This window comes from Ktedonobacteraceae bacterium (assembly GCA_035653615.1).
GTDB lineage: Bacteria > Chloroflexota > Ktedonobacteria > Ktedonobacterales > Ktedonobacteraceae > DASRBN01.
Genome location: DASRBN010000019.1, coordinates 116,973 through 141,148 on the forward strand (window position 1 = coordinate 116,973; position 24,176 = coordinate 141,148).

General features: G+C 54.3%; 23 protein-coding genes. 9 read left to right on the forward strand and 14 right to left on the reverse strand.

Annotation, left to right across the window (positions count from 1 at the left end):
- Positions 1 to 18: 18 nt before the first annotated feature.
- Entirely contained in the window at positions 19 to 315 is a 297-nt protein-coding gene (locus tag VFA09_10295; protein HZU67655.1) for a DUF3303 family protein, read from the reverse strand.
- Between the two features lie 98 nt (positions 316 to 413).
- A complete protein-coding gene (locus VFA09_10300) occupies positions 414 to 4,181 on the reverse strand; it encodes an AAA family ATPase (protein HZU67656.1) in 3,768 nt (1,255 codons plus the stop codon).
- A 463-nt stretch (positions 4,182 to 4,644) separates the two neighbouring features.
- Between VFA09_10300 and VFA09_10305 the strand changes: the two genes are divergently transcribed.
- The 4 genes from VFA09_10305 (at position 4,645) to VFA09_10320 (ending at position 8,144) form a co-directional block, all read left to right on the forward strand.
- Positions 4,645 to 5,352, forward strand: coding sequence for a sigma-70 family RNA polymerase sigma factor (locus VFA09_10305; GenBank protein HZU67657.1), 708 nt, complete (start codon positions 4,645 to 4,647; stop codon positions 5,350 to 5,352).
- Positions 5,353 to 5,392: 40 nt separating this feature from the next.
- A complete protein-coding gene (locus VFA09_10310; GenBank protein ID HZU67658.1) occupies positions 5,393 to 6,412 on the forward strand; it encodes a DUF929 family protein in 1,020 nt (339 codons plus the stop codon).
- A 164-nt stretch (positions 6,413 to 6,576) separates the two neighbouring features.
- Positions 6,577 to 6,975, forward strand: a complete 399-nt coding sequence (locus VFA09_10315) for a hypothetical protein (GenBank protein HZU67659.1) — start codon at positions 6,577 to 6,579, stop codon at positions 6,973 to 6,975.
- A 320-nt stretch (positions 6,976 to 7,295) separates the two neighbouring features.
- Entirely contained in the window at positions 7,296 to 8,144 is an 849-nt protein-coding gene (locus tag VFA09_10320; protein ID HZU67660.1) for a hypothetical protein, read from the forward strand.
- A 218-nt stretch (positions 8,145 to 8,362) separates the two neighbouring features.
- On the opposite strand, the gene VFA09_10325 is transcribed toward VFA09_10320, so the two are convergent.
- The 10 genes from VFA09_10325 to VFA09_10370 form a co-directional block, all read right to left on the reverse strand.
- Positions 8,363 to 8,509 carry a hypothetical protein gene (locus VFA09_10325; protein ID HZU67661.1) on the reverse strand — a complete coding sequence of 49 codons (147 nt, stop codon included), beginning with the start codon at positions 8,507 to 8,509 and terminating at the stop codon, positions 8,363 to 8,365.
- A gap of 4 nt (positions 8,510 to 8,513) precedes the next feature.
- Positions 8,514 to 8,951 carry a hypothetical protein gene (locus VFA09_10330; GenBank protein ID HZU67662.1) on the reverse strand — a complete coding sequence of 146 codons (438 nt, stop codon included), beginning with the start codon at positions 8,949 to 8,951 and terminating at the stop codon, positions 8,514 to 8,516.
- A 59-nt stretch (positions 8,952 to 9,010) separates the two neighbouring features.
- The gene (locus VFA09_10335; protein HZU67663.1) at positions 9,011 to 10,033 is read right to left on the reverse strand and encodes a hypothetical protein; all 1,023 of its coding nucleotides are present in this window, start codon (positions 10,031 to 10,033) and stop codon (positions 9,011 to 9,013) included.
- On the reverse strand, positions 10,033 to 10,353 hold the full coding sequence (locus tag VFA09_10340; protein HZU67664.1) for a 4Fe-4S dicluster domain-containing protein: 321 nt from the start codon (positions 10,351 to 10,353) through the stop codon (positions 10,033 to 10,035). Before VFA09_10340 ends, VFA09_10335 begins: the two co-directional genes overlap by 1 nt.
- 321 nt (positions 10,354 to 10,674) lie before the next feature.
- Positions 10,675 to 12,375, reverse strand: a complete 1,701-nt coding sequence (locus VFA09_10345; protein HZU67665.1) for an FAD/NAD(P)-binding oxidoreductase — start codon at positions 12,373 to 12,375, stop codon at positions 10,675 to 10,677.
- A gap of 38 nt (positions 12,376 to 12,413) precedes the next feature.
- Complete coding sequence (locus tag VFA09_10350) at positions 12,414 to 12,764, reverse strand: hypothetical protein (protein HZU67666.1); 351 nt, start codon at positions 12,762 to 12,764, stop codon at positions 12,414 to 12,416.
- Between the two features lie 240 nt (positions 12,765 to 13,004).
- Positions 13,005 to 14,666: a ribonuclease J gene (locus tag VFA09_10355; protein HZU67667.1), complete on the reverse strand. Its 1,662-nt coding sequence runs from the start codon at positions 14,664 to 14,666 to the stop codon at positions 13,005 to 13,007.
- A 19-nt stretch (positions 14,667 to 14,685) separates the two neighbouring features.
- The gene (locus VFA09_10360; GenBank protein ID HZU67668.1) at positions 14,686 to 14,910 is read right to left on the reverse strand and encodes a hypothetical protein; all 225 of its coding nucleotides are present in this window, start codon (positions 14,908 to 14,910) and stop codon (positions 14,686 to 14,688) included.
- Between the two features lie 445 nt (positions 14,911 to 15,355).
- The gene (locus VFA09_10365) at positions 15,356 to 17,224 is read right to left on the reverse strand and encodes a S53 family peptidase (protein ID HZU67669.1); all 1,869 of its coding nucleotides are present in this window, start codon (positions 17,222 to 17,224) and stop codon (positions 15,356 to 15,358) included.
- A gap of 138 nt (positions 17,225 to 17,362) precedes the next feature.
- Complete coding sequence (locus tag VFA09_10370) at positions 17,363 to 18,634, reverse strand: pitrilysin family protein (GenBank protein HZU67670.1); 1,272 nt, start codon at positions 18,632 to 18,634, stop codon at positions 17,363 to 17,365.
- A gap of 176 nt (positions 18,635 to 18,810) precedes the next feature.
- Between VFA09_10370 and VFA09_10375 the strand changes: the two genes are divergently transcribed.
- Together VFA09_10375 and VFA09_10380 are read left to right on the forward strand one after the other, a co-directional pair.
- The gene (locus VFA09_10375) at positions 18,811 to 19,791 is read left to right on the forward strand and encodes a site-specific DNA-methyltransferase (GenBank protein HZU67671.1); all 981 of its coding nucleotides are present in this window, start codon (positions 18,811 to 18,813) and stop codon (positions 19,789 to 19,791) included.
- A gap of 2 nt (positions 19,792 to 19,793) precedes the next feature.
- Positions 19,794 to 20,441: a BglII/BstYI family type II restriction endonuclease gene (locus VFA09_10380; protein ID HZU67672.1), complete on the forward strand. Its 648-nt coding sequence runs from the start codon at positions 19,794 to 19,796 to the stop codon at positions 20,439 to 20,441.
- A 172-nt stretch (positions 20,442 to 20,613) separates the two neighbouring features.
- Here the strand turns inward: VFA09_10380 and VFA09_10385 are convergent, their stop codons facing one another.
- Both VFA09_10385 and VFA09_10390 read right to left on the reverse strand, forming a co-directional pair.
- Positions 20,614 to 21,579 carry a hypothetical protein gene (locus VFA09_10385; GenBank protein ID HZU67673.1) on the reverse strand — a complete coding sequence of 322 codons (966 nt, stop codon included), beginning with the start codon at positions 21,577 to 21,579 and terminating at the stop codon, positions 20,614 to 20,616.
- A gap of 123 nt (positions 21,580 to 21,702) precedes the next feature.
- Positions 21,703 to 21,867 (reverse strand): hypothetical protein, encoded by a 165-nt coding sequence (locus VFA09_10390; GenBank protein HZU67674.1) that lies wholly within the window; start codon positions 21,865 to 21,867, stop codon positions 21,703 to 21,705.
- A 281-nt stretch (positions 21,868 to 22,148) separates the two neighbouring features.
- Here VFA09_10390 and VFA09_10395 point away from each other — a divergent pair, with 281 nt between their 5' ends.
- The 3 genes from VFA09_10395 to VFA09_10405 all read left to right on the forward strand — a co-directional run bounded on the left by VFA09_10395 (position 22,149) and on the right by VFA09_10405 (position 23,941).
- The gene (locus VFA09_10395) at positions 22,149 to 22,673 is read left to right on the forward strand and encodes a DinB family protein (GenBank protein ID HZU67675.1); all 525 of its coding nucleotides are present in this window, start codon (positions 22,149 to 22,151) and stop codon (positions 22,671 to 22,673) included.
- Between the two features lie 161 nt (positions 22,674 to 22,834).
- Positions 22,835 to 23,170, forward strand: coding sequence for a hypothetical protein (locus tag VFA09_10400; protein ID HZU67676.1), 336 nt, complete (start codon positions 22,835 to 22,837; stop codon positions 23,168 to 23,170).
- A 276-nt stretch (positions 23,171 to 23,446) separates the two neighbouring features.
- Complete coding sequence (locus VFA09_10405) at positions 23,447 to 23,941, forward strand: YajQ family cyclic di-GMP-binding protein (protein HZU67677.1); 495 nt, start codon at positions 23,447 to 23,449, stop codon at positions 23,939 to 23,941.
- The last annotated feature ends 235 nt before the right edge of the window (positions 23,942 to 24,176 follow it).

Sequence of the window (24,176 nt, forward strand, 5' to 3'; positions counted from 1 at the left end):
CTGCTACGAGTCCAACTTTCAGGTGGTCTGCATCGCTACTTGCCGCATCTGCTCGATCTGCTGGTTGTAGTCAAGGGGATAAATTGCCCGCACATCCCAACTCATCAGATCCATATACGGTTGCAGCATCGCCGTCAAGGATTGGGGATCATCAGTCTCGACCAGTAAAAAGCCGGAACCCCCACCTGCCAGGTTATACCAGCCCCGAATCTGCTCGCTACGATGCAAACCAGCCTCGTGCTGTTGCAGAATCCGCTTGGCAACCTCCTGGCGAGTCGTATCAGGATACCACGAGAAAGCGCAGTACCATAACATAGTGTTGCCTCCTTGTCGAACTATGTACTCAGCAAAACATGCTACGAACGTAGCCAGCAATTGTCACACGTTCGACTCACTGAAAAGGTGACAACACTTCATCCATTCACCCCCAACCTCCCAAATGTCTCCCTTGCCCTCTGTATAAGCTCCTGTCCGCGCTCCATATCTCCCTCCAGATTGCGCTCCAGATAAAACAGCCCGTAGGCCTCCTCCGTGCGCGCGTGCTCCACCACGTCATCGATTGCCAGCAGACCGGTCAGCGATTGCTCGAAATATGGCTGCGCCTCCTCGAATCGGCCCTGTGCCTGCAAAATGCGGCCCTGCAGGCGCTGGCCGATACTGATAAGCTGCCGGTAATCGCGCTGCGCCGCCAGTTGCATGCCCTCATCCAGGTAGGCCTGCGCCTGTTCGGGCTTATTTGCGTAGAGATATGCTTTGGCGGCCTGCACCAGCAGGTGTGGATACACCATCGAGGTTTCACCCTCCTCTTTTGCGACCTCCAGGGCTTTCAACGCGTCGGCGATGGCCTGTTCCCAATCGCCCTGCCAGCCCGCGCACACGCTATAGCTCCATAGCACGCGCGATTGCAGATCGGCGTCGTGGATCATCGTGGCTATAGCGCTGGCTTTCTCTCCCATTTGCCGCGCATCACCCCAGGCTCCGGCCTGGATGGCGAGGAAATCCAGCACGAGGTCGGCCCAGCCCGCCGCGCCATAGACACCATGCCGCTGTGCCTTCTCAAGGGCATCGCGAGCCGTTTGTTCGCCCGCGGGAATTTGCCCCAGCTGCATATAAGCCCATGCCGCTGAATAGGTCATCATTGGCTCCCAGTCCGGTTTGTTGTACTTGTGGCACATTTCCGCGCCCTGCATAGCATAACTCAGCATCTGCCGCGGTGTTTCTGCAAGGTACGCGCACCATGCCTTTGACCACAACGACACCACGGCAATAAATGCAAAGTGTTCCCTACGTTCTGCCGCGCTGAAAGTAGAGGTATTAGCTACGTTCTCCGGCGCATCATCGATCTTTGCCAGCAGTTCATCTGCCTGCCGCAGCATCTTCAACGCCTGGGGAACATCGCCCATCACCGTAGCCGCCAGCCCCCACTGGGTATAGGCTTTAACGAGCAGGGTCGTCTCTTCCGGCCTGCTTGCCAGGCATTCCAGCGCGGTTGAAATATGCTTGAGCGCTTCCAGTTCGCGTCCCTGCCAATGACTGAAGAATGCCACGTCCAGGTAGGCCGCGGCCTGTCGCGCCGGGTTGCCAAGGTCGCGCCATAGCGCGCTTGAGGCCAGCCCTGCCGAAATAGCATCATCGGTGCGGCCCAGGTACAGGTAGATATTGGCTAACTGGTGCAGCACACCTGCGCGGCGCACGCGTTCTTCCTCGCCTACCAGCAAATCAAGCGCCTTCTCCATAGCCGACGCCGCGTCCGCGAAGGCATACACACTTACTGCCTGGTAGCTGGCTTTCAGCAGGTAATCCACCGCTCGCGTAGCGTCCTCCGCCATCGAATAATGGTAAGCGAGCGTGCTGTAATAGGGCTGCAAGTGCGCCGCGTGGCCGGATTCGATAGCCTGCGCCACCTGCCGGTGCAGCGAGCGCCGACGCAAGGGATTGAGCCACTGGTAAAGCACCTCGCGAATTTTATCATGCGTAAAGGTAAGGTCGGCTTCTTGCCCGTTTGGAGAACCGCCCTTGCGCTCATTGTAAAAGTCGGCCAACGATGCGATTATCTGTAGCTGGATGGCAGTATCAATATGCTCTGCGACAACATCCTCAGCTAAGTTGCGCGCCTGGCACAGCAATGCCGAACTGAACTGCCGGCCTATAACAGCGGCAACGGTGAGCGTTGTGCGGCAATCAGCCGGGAGATGCACCAGGCGGCGTTCAATCAGCATGCGAACACTATGCGGTATCTCCAGTTCGCTGACCTCCACGGTACTTTGCCAGCGGTCTCCTACCCATTTAATCTTGCCTTCAAGCACCAGCGAGCGAATCGCCTCTCCAACAAAGAAAGGATTGCCCTCGGTCTGGCGAAACACCTCGCTCGCAAAGCTCAGGCCAACAGGATGCCCTGCCATATTGACCAGGAGTTGATGCACCTCCTCTTCTGAGAGACGCTGCAGGCGCAATTCTTCGCCTATGCCTGCGCGCAGGAGTGTGGCGATCAAAGCGCGCAGCGGGTGCGCCTCATGCACCTCGTCTGGCCGGTAAAGCAACGCATAAAGCGGAAGGCCAGGAGCCTTTCCTGGACTGCTCGTACTCTCCTGCTGCCCGCGCTCAAGATGCTGTAAGGTTAAGAAGTTGAGCAGGTGTAGGGTCGCGGCATCGGCCCACTGCAAATCATCCAGGATCAAAATAAAGGGGCCTTCGGCGGCAAGCGCATTGAAGTAGCGAGCGACGGCGTTGTAGAGATTGCGCCGGTCAGCCTCGGCACCCATTGGCTCCGGTTGTGGCAGGTCCGGCAGCTTGTAGCCAATTTCCGGCGCGATCTTCGCCAGGTCGGCAGCGCTGTTGCCCAGCATAGCGCGCAGCTTTTCCGGGTTGCAGGTGCGGACATGTGAAGTGATAGCATCCGCAATGGGTTGATAAGGGAGCGCCCCACTCATTTCGTAGCAGTAGCCCCACAATACGGTGGCCTGTTGCGCCTGTTCGCTCCATGCAGTAAAATCGCGTGCCAGGCGTGATTTGCCTATCCCCGGCTCGCCGGAGACGAAGATGACCTTGCACTGCCCATTGCGTGCCTGTTGAAATGCGCGCTGCATGCGACCCAGTTCCTCTTCGCGCCCAACCAGTTCAGCCTTCAAAATGCGCTCCGGGTCGAGTTGACGCGCGCTCTCCACCTCCGCTTCCGCTCCCACCTCTAAGGGTGTCGTGATGGGATTCGCGCCCGATATAATGTGGGAATCGACGGCGGGCGGCGACAAGGGCCCGCTCTCGACCTTCCCGGCCTCCCCTGCCTCTGCAGGAGTGATGACGGAATCGGGGGGTGTGGCGGCTGTTGTCGTGGTATCTGGCGTTGGTTTATCATCGAGCCATGACTCGTGGAGATCAACAGGAACCTGGCCCATCTGGATATGCCGGAAGAGTTCGTTGGTTTCAGGCAAGGGCGCGGCGCGTAATTCTTCCTTCAAGGTCCGGCGCAAGAGCAGGTACTGGTTAAGCGCCTCACTGCGCCTTCCCATACGGGCATAGACGAGCATCAATTGACGATGAGTCTGCTCGTCCGCAGAATTTCTTTCGAGGAGTTCCAGCAGGTATTCAGAGGCACGCAAGCCTTTTCCGCTCGCCAGCGCCACTTCTGCCGCGCGCTCCAGCAGCGAACTATGAATGCGGCGCAGTCGATCGCGTCGCCGCTGCGTCCAATCTTCGTACAGGTCCTCCGGCAAGAAATCACCTTGATAGAGGCCCAGTACGCTGTCAAAATCCTCTAAATGCCGCGAGCTTGCATCAGAAAGGGCGAAGCTACGTATTCGGGACTGCAATTGTTTAGCGGAAGATTCAAAAATATCGGCGTCGATCTCCATGCTATTGGGAACAAGCATGAGCGTATCGTGATCGAGGAGAACATAAATAGAAGAACTGCCCTTGCCAGCAGCCAGGTCTGGCTCGAGCGCGCGGCGCAATAAATAAAGCGTCTTGCCGAAAGAGTTCGTGGCCTGTTCAGCCGGAGAATTTGGCCATAGAATCTCCTGCACCTGCTCGCGATGCAGGCGGTGTTGCTCTGCCGCAAGCAACAATTTGAAAAGCTCGACGACTTTACGACGATTCCAATTCCCACCCGCCAGTTGCTCGCCATTGCGGCGTATCTCAAATCGGCCAAGGGTTGAGACTGAAAGAGAAGTGGTAACTCCTATCATCTCTCTACCTCCTTCTTCCCATCGCCCTGCCCATCAAAGCATCAATGGTCAGGCGGAAGGTGTTCATAGCCTCGCGGGCGCTGAGGATCACACGTTGTCGTCAAAACTTATCGACAAGGCAACCACGATAGAGCAGTTCGGGTTGCCCAGAAATTATAACCTGCTTCGCAAGCTACGCTGAAAGAAGCAATATCTACTAAAAGAAGTAATATCCACTAAAAAAATAGAGCTCAACTGCTTTCATCAAAGATTTTTGCAGGTTGAACCTTATTATCATCGGTGTGGGTAATCAAGTCAATAGCCTAAGCATAATTGCGGTAATCCCCGGGTAATCCGCTGGCAAAGGGTGGGTAATACCCCGCCGGTACACTTACTTCCAATGAATAGATAAGGTGAAAATTCAAAAGCACCGGCAGGATGGGCGCACGGAATTGTGCCCCTGGAAAAGTAAATGAGGTGAGCCATGACCACAGTAGCACTGGAAGCGCCAACAACCACAGCCAGCATCAATCAGCTTGTTTTCCTCCCAATCGTAGCGAAAACTCCGGTACCGGCCAGAATCAGAGCCACCAGGCCGGAGACGACGGTGCAGGCCCCGGCACAACTCGCCGACCAGGCCCTTATTTCAGCGATGTGCAATCGCGAAGAATGGGCCTTAGAGCTACTTTACGATCGCTATCATCGCTATGCCTACTCCCTGGCCTATCGTGTCGTCCAGGATGCGAACATCGCCGAAGATATCGTGCAGGAGGCCTTCCTTGCCATCTGGCGCAAAGCCGGCTCCTATGAGGCCCAGCAAGGCAATGTGCGCAGCTGGCTGCAGGCCATCGTGCATCACCGCGCCATCGATAAAGTTCGCGAGGCTCGTCACCGCAGCCAGCAGTGGGTGCCGCTGCAAACCGAAAACGAGCAGGACCCTCCAGGCGAGCAACCGGATGTGTGGGAAGAGGCCTGGCAAGATGAACAACATCGCATAATTCGCACCGTACTGGATCAGATTCCACCTGAACAGCGCCAGGTGATCGAACTCGCCTACTTCGGCGGCTATACCCATGCCGAGATCGCCGAGCAGTGGAATATTCCGCTTGGCACGGTCAAAGGCCGCATGCGCCTGGGCCTGCAAAAGATGAAGTGCCTGCTGCAAGAATATGGGTTGGAAACAGAAAAATAAAACCGTTGACAAAACTGCCTTTTGGCTAGAAAATAGAGCCATGGCAAAGAAATCATCGGGGAAGCAGAATAAACAGGGGCAAGCATCCGCTGCACAGAGGCGCGAGAATATCCGCCAGCAACGCCAGGAAAACTTGCAACGCACCCAGCAACAACAGCGCAATCGACGCAAAGCCCAATCGGGTTCGAATCGTACATTGTGGATTGTGCTGGGAACTGCGGTCGTCGCCATCGCGGTCATCATTGGCGTTTTCGTCTATATCTCGTCACAATCCTCTACCGGCAACACGTACCCCACAACGCCTGCCGACCCGGCAGTTGTGCAGGAAGTCACATCCGTCAGTCAATCCACACTGGCAGCAGTAGGTACAGGCTCAGGTAAAGTCGCCAATCTTCCTAAGCCAATCAGCGGCTCCCCCCCGCCTCTCACCGGCTCCGATGGCAAGCCCGAGATATTCTATTATGGCGGCGAATACTGCCCATTCTGCGCCGCGCAACGCTGGGGCCTGGTCGTAGCCCTCAGCCGCTTCGGCACATTCTCAAACCTGAAACAGACTTCATCCTCGTCAACCGACGTGTATCCAAACACACCCACGTTCAGCTTCTACGGCAGTTCGTACACCAGCCAGTATATCGATTTTGTCCCCGTCGAAGGGCAAAGTTACCAGGGCGTCACCCTACAACAGCCCACCGCCGCCCAGCAGCAATTGCTCAATACCTATAACTCTGGCGGCTCCATTCCTTTTATTGATATCGCCAATAAATACACGCTGACAGGCGCGAGCTACGACCCACAGGTCTTAAGCGGCCAGAGCCACCAGGCTATCGCCGCGGCGCTCTCGAACCCGCAGTCGCCCATCGCGCAGAGCATACTGGGCACAGCCAATTATTTCACTGCCGCCATCTGCCAGGCTACCAACCAGCAGCCTGCCAGCGTGTGTAAGGCTGCGCCTGTGCCCCAGGTAGAACAGTCCCTGAACAGCTCATCGGGCTACAATGGCATGCCGCAGAATTCCCCGCTATCATTCGAAGCTGATACACGCCGGCCCATTCGAGGATAAAAACCGATTATGCCCAGCAACCGCGCGATGAATCGGCCCCCATCCATCTCTAAACTATTTTGTCAAAACTCATCATCACCCCTCATCCCTCACAAGACAAGCTTGATATACTGTGATATACTTGTGCCCAGAACAAATGGCGGAGTGGGAAGGAAAGGAAATCAATGAGCAGCGCACCAGATCCAAATGTCGTCGCCATCATCAACTCCAACGAAGATATCGTCGAGGCCATTCGGCTCATCTTAGGTGATGCCGGCTTCGTAACAGTTGGCGCCCACCTCGTCGACTTTAAGAAAGGCAGGCAGGATTTCGTAGCCTTTTTGCGCGAGCATAACCCCAGGGTCCTTGTAATCGATATTGCGCCTCCCTACGAAGAAAACTGGAATTTTTTCCAGTTGTTGAAAAATTCTGAGGCCACAAAAGGCCGCCAGTTCGTTCTCACCACGACCAACAGAAAGGTCCTTGAGGAACTCGTAGGCAAAACCGTGAGCATTGAACTGGTGGGAAAACCTTTTGACCTCGACGAAATTGTCAAAGCCGTGGAGAAGATGATGAAGGCGTGAGGGCCATATAGAATGAGTTTCCACAAAATAGTCTGGCAATAAGGCGATCAATCGGTTCCCCGGCGAAGCCGTAGGGGCCGATTGATCGCGCCCATCGCCGATTCATCGCCCGTCCGTCGCCATAGGTAATTTGTCAAAGCTCATTAGATAAAATTGGCCTCCAGACTATTTTGCATAAAAAACTTAATGGTGAACGTATTGACACGCCCTGAGACATCGGACATAATTAATTTCAAGCGACATAGCGAGCGCGGATTATACTAATTTCGCTGTTCTCATCGTTCAGTTTATTTAGTGACCACAGCAGAAAGGCAGAGCTAATGCCGGGCGAAAGAAGCGATAACAGGCAGTCTCAGCAGAAGCAGCCCACGGGACCAACAAGAAGAACTCAGATCAACCCATCTCCCTATACCACGGGTATGGTGCGGCGTGGAAAAGATACACAATGGGAAGATGAGGATGACTTATTTCACGAAGAGGACTCCATTCCCTCCAATCCTCCTCGCCCTACCACCAGTACCATACGCTGGAGTGGTCAGGTTCCCGCCAGGCGTGCTACCCGTGAGATGGATACGGAAATGACCGGGCAACACTATCCGGTTCCACCTCGTCGCACCGCCTCGCCATATGCGCAAGCCCCTGGCTCACAGCGCGCACGCAACGTGCGCAGCACTACCATTCAGCAGGCTCCCGTCTACGCTAACAAAGAGTCGCATGATGGCAGAACTATGCACTGGATGCTGTATGTAGGTGTTGGCATGATCGCAGCCCTGGCATTGTGGGTACTTGGTTCATCGCTGCTTGCCTGGGGAACCGCGAAATACGATGACATCGTCTATGGCTATCCACGTACCTTCCAGACGGACGCTGTTGTTGGACATGGCGGAGACAGCGCAGCCCAGCCCAGCCACTTCGTCGCTATGAACCTGCACGGCCAGGTCATCATCATCGAGCTAATGGCCGGCAACCCGGCGAAATCAATCAACTACACAGGCCCTGACCTTTTCGAATCCGGCGGAGACCGCATACCCGTAACATTGGAGTTTCGTGATGTCACGGGCGACGGCAAGCCTGATATGCTGGTTCATATCCAGGACAAAGTATTCGTCTTTGTCAATGACGGCACGAAATTCCGGCCCGCCAACGCCAACGATAAGATACATTTATGAAGCCAACCAGGCTTCATATACTGCCTTTTAACAAAAAACTCTGACAACAGGACGATGAATCGGCCCGCCGCCGAAGCCGTAGGGGCCGATTCATCGCGCCCACTGCCGATTTATCGGCCCGCGCCCGTTGCCTGGCGGGTTGGTGAAAATTCATGATCGGCCCCGGCATAGCCGTAATAATCTGTTAAAACGCATTTTGTTTTATGAAGGAATAGTATTCAAACCGGCAGGCCGCCCTCAATGTATTTGCGCTGCTCGCTCATCTGGATATTAAACAGTTCAAAGCGATACGCGTAAGCGGTGACGGCAACACACTCCTCCATCGTGAGGAATGGACTATTTAATGCAAGCTTCGTTTTTGTCATAAAGTTAATGCGCGAATATCTGCCTGTAATGCTCCGCAACCAGCTCAGCCGGGAAGAATCGCAGCAGACTCACGACCACCAGCGCGAATCCGACCCAGTCGATTCCGGCGTCGAGTGGCACACCAAAAGCGGTTCCTACCAGCGGCAAGACCGTCGTCAGCACAAACTCGTTGATCAAATCGGGGAAAAGCAGGATAACCAGCAGGCCGATAATAGAACCAAAAAAGAAGACCTTGCGCCATAAAGCAATGCGGCGGTCGACCAGTAACGACCCGATCAGTTTGAAGGTTTTGATGGCGTGTAAAAAGACATCGATACGCCTGGGGCGAGTGCGGCCTGTAGGCGGTGTTGGCGGCATTGTCTGGAATGATCTGCCCCTCACGCTATCCGCGGGATAAGTGTACCCGGTACTATGCTGCTGAAATGAACTGGACGATTTCATGTTTTTTCCTCCTCTACTCTACATAACCTATTACGCAACGCATCGCGGTCAGGTTGCATTTATTTATGTATCAGTGCCGGCAGGAGTAATTGGAGCGCATAGACAATATGCCAGATCATCAGGCCGATTGTCAGCAGGGCAAGCGCTATGTGAAACTTGCGCCAGTAGCGAATGACGTACCGGTAAAATTGTTCGCGTTTCATCGCTCGCTCGACCACGCGCAGTTCGGCGATCTGCTCCTGCGCGCCGGGCATCAGCGCACCCGGTCGTGTCAGCTCGCTTTTCTTGTCCGGCACGAAGCGATAGTGACCTGACTGGCGGTTGATCTCCTGTGGGGTCGCGTCCAGCGAGATGTAGGCTAAGTCCCAGGGCGTATGCAGGCGCTGCTCCTTAGATGTGAAAGGGAGAGCGTTCGATATGGGGCCGGATAACGGAACCAGTGATGTGGGGGCAGGACTTACATTCGCGCTCCTATCCCGTTCCGCCGGCTTATCAGCAGGAGAAAAACTGCGCAGCGACTGGTTGTTATGGACGACGATGGACTGTAATTTCTGCGAGATGACCTCGATACGATCATCGCCCTGCTCGGTCAGAGCCTTTTGCACCTCGTTTGTAATCAGGTACGGCATGATACGATCAAGCACGCGTCCGATAAGGCCGCTGATGACAAGGGCAATCATGCCATAAAGCGCGTATGTGCCCGTGCGCGGATTGAAGTTGCCGAACGAATGCAAAAAGAGCAGGAACAGGCCCAGCACGCCGAAGCAGATATGCCATTGCAGGGATGTGTTCAGCTTGCCCACCGCCCCCTTTTTAGCAGAGCGCCGCCGCCAGGTATAGAGAATGGCCGCCAGGACCAGGCAGGTCGTGCCCAGAATCGCGAAGCCATACCCGGCATAACTGTCCGGTGAAGCATCGTTGCTGTTGTGTATGTACCAGGCGAAGAAACCGGCGGCGGCGAGCATGAGCAGTATAGTGACCAGAAGACGTTTTATCTGCGTAGCGCCGCCTGTGAAGGATAGCCAGGAATAACCCTTTTCGCCATTTTCAAGAGGAGCTTCACGTCGATAGGTGAATCCCATTATTCCTCCCGCCCAGAGCGCAGCAGGCGTACTTTGAGCCACATCATCATCGCGTCACGGTGCAGACCTACGGGACAGGGCGCCACACACGCGCCGCACTGGAAGCACGAGCGGGCGAAGCGCGCCACCGGGGCAGAGATCGTTCCACCCAGCGTTTCACGGTTGAGTACGTCAATGGTAATCGGCTCGGCCAGCGCGGGACAGGCGAGCAGGCACTCGTTGCAGCCGATGCAGGCATGCAGTTCTTGCACCACCTGTGGCCCTGTTTTGTGCAATAGCACCCCACTATTCGATCTCTGCCTCACTCCAGCTTTTAACATCTATCAGCTCCTTCCGCTAGTCCATAATGGCCGATAAATCGGCGGTGCCCGCGATGAATCGGGGCCTACGGGCCTGCCCGCGGCGTAATCGGCCTTACCGTAGGGGCCGATTTATCGTACACACCGCCGATTGATCGGCCCTCCGAGATGACCATATTACTTTGTCACCTCCCACTATCGACCAGCAACCCTCGGTGCCAGAAGTATCGCGCCCCCGCGGTAGGGCAGGCAAGGCTGATCGGGGGGGAAGGACAGCCCCGCCACCTCCCTACCTGGGAGCGCGATACTTCTGGCACCTGCCATCCCAAACCATCCCATTCCTCAATCTCCACCAGACCTTTCCATTGGCGTGATGAACTGTTTTCCCTGTTTCGGACGAAAACGAGTGTATGCCTGGTTACCCGGAACCACCTGCATTTTGTTGCTGTAGGACCACAGGTTGCGCGACGCCTGCTGTGATGAGCGCGACGGCAGTGCTACAAGTGTTGATTCGACAATACGACGCCCCGCTTCACAACTTTGCTGGCGAGCTGCCAGGGGGCCGGTATCCGGCAAGACGCGCACGAGACGACCCGAAGTAGTGGATGAAGCTCTTTCCGTATGCTTCAATGATGGCGATTCATTGTGTAGATAGCCTGCCGCCGGCGCCTCGCTGTCCAGGGAGAGATCGCGCGTGGTACGCGGCAATGGCGTCGGCAATTGGCCCGTCGTAACCATACGTTCCGCGGCGCTGCTGCGTTTGCGCGAAAAGTAGGTGCGAGCATCGAATTTGCCCTTGAGCAAATCCTTTTTGATATCGCGAATCGAGAGGCCCTCGTCAATGATGCGTTTGATGGCAAGCGAATCGGGCTGCGCCGGTCCGAGCGAGAGGTAGCCGATCAGCCGGTCGTCCATAATTGTCAGGCGCCGGTAGCTGCCCCTGCTGCTGTCGGTTAAAATTGCCGCATTTTCGCGCCAGAGCAGCGGATTTCCCACCGTCAGCATGGAAAGCTCGCCCAGGCGCGTCGCGTGCCAGGGAACGCCAAAACCCTCTTCATGCGGGGTTCCCGTCATGGCCGCCGCCGCGACACGTCCCTGTAAGACCGCCGCGTACCACTGCGCGCGCGTAGAGTGCCTGCCTGTTTGTGGGTCTCGCAGCGCGGCCACGTCACCGGCAGCATAGATGTCCCGCGTGCTGGTGCGCAGGCTATCATCAACCAGGATGCCATGCTTTTGCTGTAGGGGAAGATCGCAGTTCCCGGCCAGCGTGGTGACGGGCGTAGTTCCGGTGCATACTAAGACAAGCTGGCAGGGCAACATCTGGCGCTGGTTTGTCACCACGCCTGCCACCGCGCCGACCCTGCCCACAATTCCTATCACTTCTGTCTGTGTGTAAATTTTTGCGCCCGCGCGCCGCGTATAGTCCAGCACCATTTCTGAGGCCGGACGATCCAGCATGCGCGGCAGGAAAGTATCGCTGCGAATCAGCCAGTGGACGGATATGCCCCAATAGAGCAAGGACATAACGGTCTCAATAGCGTGCGGGCCCCCGCCGATCACCACCGCGTCTTCCACCTCCGGCAGCCGTCGCCGCAAATCAAGGTAATCCTGTAAACGATGCAGCGTGAGGACACCGTCGAAATCGCGCCCGGGCAGATCAAGAGGCAGACCTGTGGCAGCGCTGCCGGTGGCGATGAGCAGGTTATCGTAGCCAAAACAGCGCCCGCCCGCGAGACAAACATATTTGTTCTGAGCGCAGATGCTCTCAACGCGCGCATTGACGACATGGATCATCTGCGCGCGTTCGGTTCCGGCAGGATAGGCCAGCAATTGTTCGCGCGCCAGCTTCCCAATCGCAAACTGCTTGAGCGCGGGCGTATTGATCGTTGGATGGCTTTGATCTGTGATAATAGCAATACGCTCATTGGGAGCCAGGCGGCGCGCCTCTACTGCCGCCGTCAGCCCGGCTATGCCATTGCCGATAATCACGATACCGGCACGATCTACATATTTCGCAATACCCGGTGCGTTTTGCCTGCTCATAATACAAACTCGGTTCTATAATGAACACCTAATAAATGCTAATCAACATCCACCGCCAGCAGAAGACCACACGGCTTCCCCGCGCAATCCTGCTGGACGTAATACACATCCGTAGAAGCGTGTTCTCGCATATGCCGTTGCAAATGGCTCAGAGAAGCATGGCATGTCTGGCTGCATTGAAAAAAGAGGCGTTTCCCCGTCGCCATTTGCAGCGTGAAATCCATGCCCGGGCCGATAGCGACAATCTTGCCGTTGGCGTGTTCCACATTGTCTCCATGTTGAAACACCGGCCCCAGCACCGCTATCCCGCCAATGCATGCCAGTGATATGCTGCCGATTAACAGAAATACAAACAGCGCAGCTGTAAAACGGGGAAAGATCGATAACAAAAACGCGCTCCTTTTCCGTACCCGACTTCATCGGCCTGTAAAGTCAATCCAGCGCTCTATTCAGATATTTACACCTACTCATTGTATATCAGGCTATTTCATGCTCTGCTGTGATTTCGCGGAAATTAGCCAGAATGTCTTATCACCCGGTGAACATCTCCACAAATCGACAGAAAGCCAGAAGAGACCGACCCCCGCGGGGATTGGTCTCTTCTGGCTTTCTGTCGATTTGTGGAGATGTTATACTTCCATCACGATTGGCAAGATCATCGGGCGGCGATGCGTCTTCTCGTACAGGAACTCACTGAGCGTATGCTTGATCTTGTCTTTGACAAACGCCCAGTCGGAGCCGTGTCCGTTCAAACCGATGAATGACTCCAGCACCCGCTCGCGCGCGTTCTCCAGCAGTTCTTCGGAATCGCGCATGTAGACGAATCCGCGCGAGATGATATCGGGACCTGCCAGCGGCTGCCCCGTCTCCCTATCGACGGTCAGCACAACCATCAGGATACCATCCTGAGCAAGCACCTGCCGGTCGCGCAGCACAACCTGTCCAACATCGCCAACCCCCAGCCCATCGACGAAGACATTGCCGCAAGGCACGTGGCCCGCGATCTTGATGGACTCCGGAGTGACTTCAATGATGTCTCCATCCTCGCCCAGGATAATATGATCTGCCGGAATACCGAGCGAGTCGGCCAGCTTCGCGTGCAGGAAGAGTTGCCGGTATTCGCCGTGGACGGGTATGAAGAAATGGGGCCGGATCAGGTTGAGCATCAGCTTCAGTTCTTCCTGGGCCGCGTGCCCCGAAACATGCACATGCGCGTTGCCCGAATAGAAGACTTCCGCGCCCTGGCGGAAAAGATTGTTGATGGTGCGGCTGACCATTTTCTCATTGCCGGGTACGGGCGTGGCCGAAAGAATGACGGTATCGCCCGGCTGGATGCGTACTAACCGGTGGTCCTGGTTGGCGATGCGCGTGAGCGCCGAGGTCGGCTCACCCTGGCTGCCCGTGCAGATAATCACCACCTGTTCCGGTTGGAACTTGTTGATATCTTCGGCGCGGATCAGCATCCCCTTGGGAACGCTCAGATAGCCAAGCTCGATAGCCATCTGTACGTTATTGACCATGCTGCGCCCTACCAGCGCGACGTGGCGGTCGTAGCGCGCCGCATTATCCACGATTTGCTGCACCCTTGAAAGCAGGGAAGCAAACGTGGCGATGATGATGCGCCCCGGCGCATTGGCAAAGATTTTGTCGAACGATTCGTTGAGTACGCGCTCCGATGGTGTATAGCCGGGCGATTCCACACGCGTGCTGTCGCCCATCATCACCAGTACGCCCTCGTTGCCCAGGCGCGCCAGCGTTCCAAAATCGGCTGGTCGCCCGTCGACCGGCGTATAATCGAATTTATAATCGCCGGTATGGAAGACGGTGCCGATAGGCGTATGAATGGCGAGCGAAACGGCGTCTGGTACGCTATGATTGATACGCACAACCTCAACGAGGCATTTCCCCACTTCTACCTGGTCACCGGGGGTAATAACATTGATCGTGACTTTATCGAGTAGTCTATGCTCTTTGAGTTTGACGCTGGCGAGGCCCTGGGTCAAACGGGTCGCATAGATGGGAGGGAAACCGATCATGGGCAAAACATAGGGCAGACCGCCGATATGGTCCTCGTGACCGTGAGTAATGAAGATGCCCCGTATGTTCTGCTTTTTATCGCTCAGATAGCTCGTATCGGGAATAACAAGATCGACGCCGAACATCTCCTCATCTGGAAACATCACGCCGGCATCGATAATGATGATGTCGTCACCATACTCTACGACCATCATATTCTTTCCGACCTCTCCCAGGCCTCCTAATGGGATCAGTCGAATATTTTCTGTTGTCAAGGTATAAAAATCCTCCTCACTACACCTCTTTCTCCTCGCGTCCTGCCTGCTCCGTCCCAACCGCCCGTAGGGGCCGGGCAGTCCTGTCTGGGGGACAGGCATACCGCGCCCACCGCCGATTGATCGGCCCGCCTATCAATCCTTCGCGCCTCCTCCAGTGATGAACTGTTCTCATCACAATCGGGAGCCAGTAATGATAACAGTTCATCACAATCGAGAGCCGGTGATGAACTGTTATCACCACTATCGGGAAGCGCCCTCTGGTCCTGTCAATCGGGAAGCATCCTCTCGCCATGTCATTCTGAGCGAAGCGAAGAATCTGCATCGGTGATCACCGAGATTCTTCGCTTCGCTCAGAATGACACGATCAGCCTCTACCTACCGATCTTGATCGTCACACCCGCGTAAGCAGGACGAGTTAGTGTTCAATGTAGCGTTACTAAAATGTTCTATTGTTGTGTATCTATCTATCTCCACTTCTGCCTTCGCCTGCAGAAGTAAAAGCCAAAAAAAGAAATATCAGATGGGTAAATTAACCCTATTACTCCATTAAAAAGTTTATCACATCAAAGAAGAAATGGCAAGCGACCTGGCGACAAAGAAAGATGGGTGACAGGCCCAAAAAACAAGCGGGCCAAGAACCCATAGATTCTCGGCCCGCTTGTTTTTTGGGCTTGACTCCCAATGCCCTATTTCGCCGTCGCTACCAGGTCCGTAGCAAGATTAGCTGCATTGAAAGTGCCCCAGCCCGTAGCCATATCGTAACCGTTGGTCACGGGATAGGCGCCGCCATTGATACCCAGCTCGTCATTATTGGAGGGCAGGCTGGGATCGCTGGGAGGCGTAATGTCGTGGAAATCGCTGCCGTAGCGAGATCCAGAGGCAATTTTATACAGCGCCGGATTCAGGAAACCAAGCACTCCTTTGCCCTGATGCGCAGCCTTCTCGTTGGCAAGCGCGACCATAGCTGCCCACATAGGAGCCGCCGCCGATGTGCCGCCAACCGTGATCCAGCCGCTGGCGCCACCGAGTCCTCCGCTACTGCTGCACGATGAGCCGGCCGTGCAGTAAACCGGGTAGCCGGTAGAAGGATCGGCGTCAAGCGAGACATCCGGCGTCTCTCGCATACCGTTGGAGTACGAATTTTGCACGCCGGGTCCGGTCTGCCAGGACGGCTGCTTCCAGAACTGGCTGATGCCACCACCACCCGCGCCACCGAGAAAACCGCCGTTCCACACGGTTTCAGAGGCATAGCTGTTATCGCTATTGATGGTCAGGTTGGTTCCACCCACACCGGTGACATAGGGTTGCGCCGCCGGGTCATCCGCGTTGAGAGCGGTGTTGAAGCCGCCACCTGTGAGCTGGAAGCAACTTTCGCTGCCGCTGTCGCCCGCCGCGACCAGGATCGTCTGCCCCTGTGCTGCCGCCTCCTGGAAATACTGGTTTTCCTGGTTCGCCTCCTGCTGGCCCATGTTGCTTTCGCAATCGCCCCAACTGACGCTGATAACGGGCGTTTTGTCGCTGACGATGCGCGCGAATTCATCATTGTAGCCCTGCGTGGTATTGGGGGCTTCATAGACGATGAGCTTCGCGAGATGAGGAGCCTGGCTCAGGATCATCTCGACGTCGAGTTCGACCTCGATTGCACCCGCGCCCGGCTGGCCGTTGAATCCATCCAGTACCACATTCTGGATGGGCACGCTGCCGCCGCCGAAGCACTGCGTATAAGCAGTGATATCGCTCTGCGAGTAACCATCGAGTTCGAAGACGCCGACCGTCTGGCCCTCGCCCTGCAGCCCTGCACTATGCAGCCCATCATAGTTATAGGCCTTCGAGAACTGGCTGGGAATGTAGGCGGTGCCACTGCCGCCGAAGAGACCGCCTCCACCGCCGCTGCCGCTCGTCCCGGGAGCCGGGCAGTTGCTTCCGGCCTGCGAAGTAACCCTGGGAGCCGCTTTGCTGATCACCGGTGGATGATAGAACTGGTTCGCGTTATCCAGGCCACTGATATTTGTGACGTAGGACGCGAGGTAGGCCGGCAGTGTAGGTCGCGAGGAATTGGCGAAGAACTCTCGCCCATCGGGACTCCGGTAGTCGTTGATGGACACGCCAAAGACTCGTTCCGTCAGCGATTGCGGCCCGCTGAAATCGATCAGCATGCGGTTGGGATACGTCTGCGTGATGGTGAATCCCTGCGAGGTCAAATAGTTGATGACCGCCTGCTCTTGGGCGACCGTTGGGGCAAATTCGCTTGCGAACTGCTCCACGCTGAGGAACTGGTGATAGCTGGCCGAGGAAGGATCATACAGGTTTTGCAGGAAAGAATGAAGCTGGTCTGAATTACGGAGCGAAAGACCAATACTCATCTGCAACGTCCGGTTTGACCGGTCCGCGCCCAGTTGCCGGCTGACCTTAACGAGTGGGGGTTGACTGCCGACGCTCATCGGCTGCAGTTGTTGCTCCGCCCGGGCTGAGTGCGAGAAACGACTGCTGAAAAGAAGACTGCTACCAAGTAAAAGGACTACGAGAACAAGCGCTACGAAGATTTTTTGGCGCACGATAACCTCCTGAGAAGTAAGGTTTAGTTTGCTCCGTCTGCTTGAATGAACGCTTCCCCAGAGGTAAATCGCTGATGAAAAGGCCTGAAATGTCGTAGGGGCCGATTGATCGGCCCCTACAGGGTTCATTGGCCTGGCCTAAGACAACAATTCTTGCTCATTCAGAGGCCCAAGCGTGGTAAGCACCTGCTTTTCCCGCAAGGGAAAGCGACGGAACGATTGCACCACTTCATCCGTCGTAACCTTCTCGATGCGTTCCATCTCCTCTTCCACCGTCAGCAGGCGCCCCTCCGTGACCCAGTCGTTCGAGAGCGAGCGCATGCGGCTGAACGTGGACTCGCTGCTCAGCACCAGGTGGCTGATCCATTTATCCTTGGCGCGGCGCAGCTCGTCCTCGTACACGCCATCATTCAGAAAGCTATCAAGCTCGGCGCGCAGCAATTTGAGAACACGGGGAGCCTCTTCGGGCGTCGAATTGGCCTCCAGCAGCAACATGCCCGTACCCTCCATAGACCAGATACCCGCGCTGGCCGACTCCGCCAGGCCTTTCTGGTAGATATTCCAGTACAGGCGCGAGCCGTCGCTATCGCCCAGGATGCTGCTGCCCAGCATGGCAGCGTAGTAATCGGGGTCTGTCACGCCCACGGAGGGCATAGCGATCAGCATGATCTGCTGCTTGAACTTCTTATCAACAATGATATCGTTAATGGAGTGGGCAGGCTCATATGGCTCAATGCTTCGCCCGGCTTCTCCTGTGCGCCAGCCGCTGCACTGCTGCTCGGCCAACTGCACGAAATGGTTCCAATCCACATTACCGGCCACGGCCAGGATCAAGTTGTTGGCGGCGTAACGCTGCTTCCAGTAATCGCGCATCTGCTCGATACGCATACCGCGGATGCTCTCGCGCGTGCCCAGCACATCGTGCCCCAGTGGATGCTCGCCAAAATACGTTTGCACCAGCCGGCGCACGGCCAGGTTATAGGGCTGGTCTTCCGAACGTGCAATCTCGTTGACGATCACCTCTTTCTCCGTCTCGAAATCGCTCTCGTTCAGGCGCGGGTACATCATATCGCTGAGTAGTTCAAAGGCGCGGTCCAGGTACTCGCCCAGCACGCGAGCGTAAAAGACGGTGGATTCGTGCGAAGTAAAGGCATTGATTTCCGCGCCGATCTTATTGAATTCTAGCGTGATCTGCTGCCAGTCCAGGTGTTCCGTTCCTTTAAATACCATATGCTCCAGGAAATGTGAGACGCCCGCGATAGCAGGATCAGGTTCATCGCGCGAGCCGGTCTGGACATAATAAGAGACGGCCACCGATTCAAAATCGGGCATCGGTTGCGCCAGGATTTGCAGGCCATTGGCCAGGCGATGCGTATGAAACACAGTCCCGTTGCCTGTGGATTCAGTCATGGAGTACTCCTTCTATAGAAGTAAGGGTTTTGTTTTCTTTATAGCATGATAGCCCTGGGGGAGGGAGAATGTCAAATTTGACCTGGGAAATTTCTCTAGCTACCTTGCCTGGCTTTCTCTGGTCATGTATACTGTGCCTCATAGGGACTAAGTTTATCAAAGAGGTTTGTAATACTATGATGAATACTCCTTTATTTCAAACAGTGTCAAATTTCCAGCCTCTTGTCATTATGGATAGCTATAATGACGCAAATCTTGTGACTCTTCATCACGGGGACTCAAGTGCTTTTTTGAAAACCATACCGGATGAGAGTATTTCTCTGGTTGTCACTTCCCCACCTTACAATATTGGCAAGGTTTATGAGCGGAGACAGGATATCAGTTCGTATCTTGCCGAACAAGAAGGAGTAATCTCTGAGTTAGTACGTATCCTTGATGAACGAGGCAGTATTTGCTGGCAAACCGGCAATTACGTCGAAGACGGTGAGGTTTTTCCTTTAGATATCTTTTATTATCAGATTTTCAAAAAGCATGGGCTAAAGCTAAGAAATAGAATTATCTGGCACTTCGAACATGGTTTGCACGCATCGAAAAGATTTTCTGGCCGCTACGAAACCATCCTATGGTTTACGAAGAGTGATGACTATACATTTAACCTTGATCCAGTTCGTATCCCGGCTAAGTATCCAGGGAAACGCCATTTCAAGGGACCTAATAAAGGGCAACCCTCTGGAAATCCGCTAGGAAAGAATCCCTCTGACATATGGGAGTTTCTCGCCGAGGAATGGGAAAGCTGCCTATGGGAAATTCCAAATGTAAAGGCTAATCATATAGAAAAAACGATTCATCCCTGTCAATTTCCTGTAGAACTGGTCGAACGCTGTGTTCTGGCTCTTACTAATGAAAATGATCGAGTCCTGGATCCCTATTGCGGTGTCGGTTCAACAATTATAGGGGCACTTATGCATGCTAGAAGAGCTATAGGCGTTGACAAGGAGAAGGAATATCTGGCTATCAGCACTAACCGAATCTATCAACTCTACAATGGAACACTAAAAACGCGCCCTCTAGGACGACCCGTTCATGTGCCTTCAGGACGTGAGAAAGTCTCACAGGTTCCCCTCGAATGGAAACGTCGTCTTAATGGAGAAGAATAGTAATGCGCATTGCCGGAATATATTCATTTAATAAGGGTAAGGAGGTTATTACCCAGCAGCATCGAAATGAGTTAGAAGAAGTATTACAGGTGATAGAAGCTGTAGATGCAGAAAGTTGTAAGACGAAGGTCAGCAAAGAAAAAACAATGAGGGATAAAGTGTTGTATAGCCCTCCTGAACTAAATCGTGTGTTCAAAAAGCAATTTGCTGCCAGAAATTGGATAAATCACAAAGTTATCGCTGAATATTCAAAGGAATACTATGTTCCAGGCTATACCCCTCGAGCCAGAAGTGGTAGAGAACCAGCGCCGTTCAGAGACATGGATTTTGTTAAAAATAAGTTGGGAGTGGAAGTACAATTCGGTAAGTACTCATTTATGGTTTACAATGTATGCGCAAAAATGACGATTTTTGCCAAACTTGATGTGATTGATTGTGGTGTAGAGATTGTCCCTGTAAAGGCATTTGCCGAAGAAATGTCTACCGGTGTGTCTTATTTTGAGCAGTTTGTCTGGGATTTAGAGCATCGAGGCGTATCGGATATTGATATACCGGTTCTCATCCTTGGTATAGATACCGATGGAGTGAGGCCAAGGGAGCTGAAAATAGCCGAAGCAAGACAAAAATATTCATTCTCAGAACTGTTCTAGAGTAATAGCCCATGAGCCGGTATCAATACACTATCATTACTTGCTTGTGTGACGCAAGGGAAAGTCCTGGAAGTTGAACCAGGCAGTATGGCAGCGCAAAAACAATGGCCGGACACCCCTCGGGTCTCCGGCCATCGCCTGACGAAGATTCAAGCCCTTTGCGGGCAGGTCTTTAGTAGGAGGTTACACAGCTACTGCTCGCGTTGCTCCAGAGCGGTTGCACCGCGTAGTAGTGTGGGCCAAGTGTAATATCGGTGGAGTTGCTGGCCCAGGCGCACAGGTCGCCGATTTCCTCGCCAGAATTGGTAATCCAGCCGTAGTTGTTCAAGGATCTCTCAGGATGAGGATCGGTCATCGCCTCGGCATATTCGTGGCCCGCGACAATGGAGAAGCCATCGAAGTAGCCGTTGCCATAGCTGTTGTTGCTCGAGTTGACGAAGTTCATGCCGCAATTCGCCCCGGCATCGGGCATATAGGGGATATAGGCATAGGCCATTTGTGTCCCAGAAAGAGGCTCATCATGCCAGGCACACCAGCTCGTGCCAAAGCCACTCATCGAGTGACCATGAGGAGTGAAGACGAAATAGGTCGCGTTGGCATTATAGCCGCCGAAGTGGTTCATGAGCCGCGTGGCCGCGTTCTGAATCTGAGACTGCGTCGGTTGAGTTGGGACCCTGGTCGTATCTACCCACGTTCCTGCCAGCTGGCCTGGGGGGTTGGTAATATGCGTGCCACCACCATTACAGTTCGTCGCACCGATCTGAACACCTTCACAATACTGCGTGTTAATGTTATCCCAGGAACTGCCCCCAACATTGCTGAAGAAGCCTTCGATGTACGTCTGGGCCTGGGCGCTTGTATAGCCGCCTGTCGAGAAACCGGTATTCCATTGCTTCCCCCACCAGCTGATGTACACCAGCGGAACCGTTTCGACAGCTCCACCCTGGTAGACCAGGTTCGTGGCATGAGGTTTGAGCTTCGTACCATGGTAGATGCCCATACTATGGGCATTATTCACCTGAGAAAGGCTGGCGGCAGCAGCGGAAGCTGGCCCGCCGGCCAGAGTCAAAGCCAGGGTCAAGACTGCAACGCCAATAGCTAGACGGGAAATCAAAGATGGGATCATTCTGCGGGGCATGAAAAGTCTCCTCTTCTCTAAACACACTTCGTCGTGCATATGCACAACACTCGTTGTATCGTCTGTACAGGACCTCCCTATGCTGCTTGTCATAGTACAGACGGGACTGCGCAGGATGAGAAACTACAGGGGACACATTATAAAGGATTTGCGGATGGCTCGAATATCCCCGTTCATAACATCCATGCCGAGGTATTGAGCTGGCTCAAATGCCTGGCGTGATGAAATGGAGAGTGCGAGCTTGCCACCGTAAAAGATGGTCTGGTGAGGCACCTCCTTGCTGAGCAAACGACGAGCTTTCCTTGCTCTAAGGTAAGAAGGAATTACAGGATATCTCCTAGCGCTGGACTGCTAGTAGTTAAACAGTGTACATGAAAACAGGCCGTTTGTCAAGGAAAGGCGCGGGCCGCTGGCGGAAAGAAATGAATAAGCTCTTTTCTTTCTCACTATTGGTATGATTGACTCTCAGGCTTGAACATAAATGGCCCATAACATGAGCTACAATTTAAGGTATCATATATCCTGTTAAAATATGAACTCTGGATTTGATTTGCAAAAGGAGGCTCTCATTGCATACCTTTTTAGATGATGTACATGCCATCCTCTCCACCACCCCGGAACGCTGGCAGCGCCTGGTCGCTACGCTTCCCAATGCTCTACTGACACGCCGGCCTGCCGCGGGCGAATGGTCGGCCCTCGAGTGCTTGCAACATTTAGTGGACGCGGAACTCCTGGTCTTTCCCGTCCGCTTCCGCGCTATCCTTGCCGCGCAGGCTTTCGTCGATTTCGACCCGAACGAGCCGCATGCCGACTATACTTCACAAACTCCTGAGCAGCTTGCCGCCGACTTCGCACGTTACCGTCAAGAAAGCCTTGCGCTGCTCGCGCAGGTGAAGGACGAGGACCTGGAACGCACCGCGCTCCATCCGAAGTTGGGCACCGTCACCCTGACACAGTTGCTGCACACCTGGGCCGCGCACGATTTGAACCACACCATCCAGGCCGAACGCGCGCTCATACAACCGTTTATGTTGGGTTGCGGTCCCTGGCGCTCTTTCTTTAAAGATCACGAGATCACTATTATACAAGATTAAATGCAACACACGGCATAATCCCTCGCCCGGAACATGCTCCGGGGCATGTCATTCTGAGCGCAGCGAAGAATCTCCCACCTGTACTACCGCCAACGGGAGCTTCTACAAGATAATCTTCGTCTTCTTTTGTAGAAAATGCTACCGGAAAGGAGGCCAGAGCTATGTCACGCTTCAAAATAGTGTGCGCTGCCGCCATCTTGCTTGCTCTTAGGATCGTAGGAGTTACCTGGTTCACGAATGCGGCAATCGCTACCTCTATCAAACCACCGGCTCCGCCGCCCAGCCACCATCCTTTTCAAATCTCGCAAACCTACGTTGCCGGTAGCCTCGCTATCCATCCACACCTGGCGCAGAATGGATCAGGAGCAGCCTTCTTGCCTACGCGGGCAGCATTTTCTAATGGAGAATCATCACTAATCACCCCTTGCTTGCTCGCCACCAATATGTTATACTCTCAACGAGGTCACCCGGCCCTCCATCGACAGTATCACCTCTAACCGGCTATCCCGCCATCAACTCATCTCGAGTCCCGGCCCACTAATCACCCCGCAGAAAGCGCATCCATGCAATTGAAACACCGTCCCAAATGTCCCAAATGTCCCAGCCAGTCCTGGATTCTGTCCCATCCTTACCATGAAAATTGGCAAACTCCCCCAAATTACGGTACAATTCCCCAGAAGATAGGACGATATGATACCTGATGGAACGCCTGGAAGTATTTATCCGCGTGATAGCCATTCAGTACCATTTTTCTGTGTATATAGGAGGATTTCATGGCCGTAGAAAGTTCATTTGATATAGTATCGCAGTTCGATGAACAGGAATTGCTCAACGCCGTCGATCAGACGCGGCGCGAAGTCGCGACCCGCTATGATCTCAAAGACACGAAAACAGAGATAACACTGGCGAAGGATGCGATCACCATCGTTACCGATAGCGAGTTTACACTGCGCAGCGTGCGCGATATTCTTGAGACCAAAGCAGTGCGCCGCAATCTTTCACTGAAAATCTTTAAGCCGGGCAAAGAGGAGCCTGCCGCTGGTGGGCGCGTGAGGCAGGTCATCGCCTTGCAGCAGGGCATCTCGCAGGAACTGGCAAAAGAGATGAGTAAATATATTCGCGATAAGTATCCCAAGGTGCGCACGCAGGTACAGGGGGACGCGGTTCGCGTCATGGCAAAGAGCCGCGATGAGCTACAGGCCGTCATCCAGCTGCTCAAGCAAAAGGATTATCCTGTAGCCCTACAGTTCATTAATTATAGAGGGTAGTTAGTTTCAATTCCTACCGGGAAGTCGGGAAAAGGCCCGGTTCCTGCCGCTTCTCATAGCGAGGGTATACGCTTAAACCCGAAAGAGTCAAGCGGAAAGGCAATAGGCATAGCCGAACCATAAGGTACTTTAGTACCAAAAAGGGAGTCCGGTAGCTCACAAAACCCAAATTTGTAGTAACCTAGACTTAGTTAGTTTCAATCCTCAGCGGGAAGTTGGGAAAAGGTCCAGTGCC

Excerpts from the sequence above, each read along its gene's own strand:
- VFA09_10385 (HZU67673.1), bottom strand. The coding sequence starts at position 21,579 with ATGCCCCGCAGAATGATCCCATCTTTGATTTCCCGTCTAGCTATTGGC.
- VFA09_10400 (HZU67676.1), top strand. The coding sequence starts at position 22,835 with ATGTCACGCTTCAAAATAGTGTGCGCTGCCGCCATCTTGCTTGCTCTT.
- VFA09_10340 (HZU67664.1), bottom strand. The coding sequence starts at position 10,353 with ATGTTAAAAGCTGGAGTGAGGCAGAGATCGAATAGTGGGGTGCTATTG.
- VFA09_10305 (HZU67657.1), top strand. The coding sequence starts at position 4,645 with ATGACCACAGTAGCACTGGAAGCGCCAACAACCACAGCCAGCATCAAT.
- VFA09_10335 (HZU67663.1), bottom strand. The coding sequence starts at position 10,033 with ATGGGATTCACCTATCGACGTGAAGCTCCTCTTGAAAATGGCGAAAAG.
- VFA09_10375 (HZU67671.1), top strand. The coding sequence starts at position 18,811 with ATGATGAATACTCCTTTATTTCAAACAGTGTCAAATTTCCAGCCTCTT.
- VFA09_10330 (HZU67662.1), bottom strand. The coding sequence starts at position 8,951 with ATGAAATCGTCCAGTTCATTTCAGCAGCATAGTACCGGGTACACTTAT.
- VFA09_10380 (HZU67672.1), top strand. The coding sequence starts at position 19,794 with ATGCGCATTGCCGGAATATATTCATTTAATAAGGGTAAGGAGGTTATT.
- VFA09_10325 (HZU67661.1), bottom strand. The coding sequence starts at position 8,509 with ATGACAAAAACGAAGCTTGCATTAAATAGTCCATTCCTCACGATGGAG.
- VFA09_10310 (HZU67658.1), top strand. The coding sequence starts at position 5,393 with ATGGCAAAGAAATCATCGGGGAAGCAGAATAAACAGGGGCAAGCATCC.
- VFA09_10405 (HZU67677.1), top strand. The coding sequence starts at position 23,447 with ATGGCCGTAGAAAGTTCATTTGATATAGTATCGCAGTTCGATGAACAG.
- VFA09_10370 (HZU67670.1), bottom strand. The coding sequence starts at position 18,634 with ATGACTGAATCCACAGGCAACGGGACTGTGTTTCATACGCATCGCCTG.
- VFA09_10315 (HZU67659.1), top strand. The coding sequence starts at position 6,577 with ATGAGCAGCGCACCAGATCCAAATGTCGTCGCCATCATCAACTCCAAC.
- VFA09_10320 (HZU67660.1), top strand. The coding sequence starts at position 7,296 with ATGCCGGGCGAAAGAAGCGATAACAGGCAGTCTCAGCAGAAGCAGCCC.
- VFA09_10295 (HZU67655.1), bottom strand. The coding sequence starts at position 315 with ATGTTATGGTACTGCGCTTTCTCGTGGTATCCTGATACGACTCGCCAG.
- VFA09_10345 (HZU67665.1), bottom strand. The coding sequence starts at position 12,375 with ATGAGCAGGCAAAACGCACCGGGTATTGCGAAATATGTAGATCGTGCC.
- VFA09_10300 (HZU67656.1), bottom strand. The coding sequence starts at position 4,181 with ATGATAGGAGTTACCACTTCTCTTTCAGTCTCAACCCTTGGCCGATTT.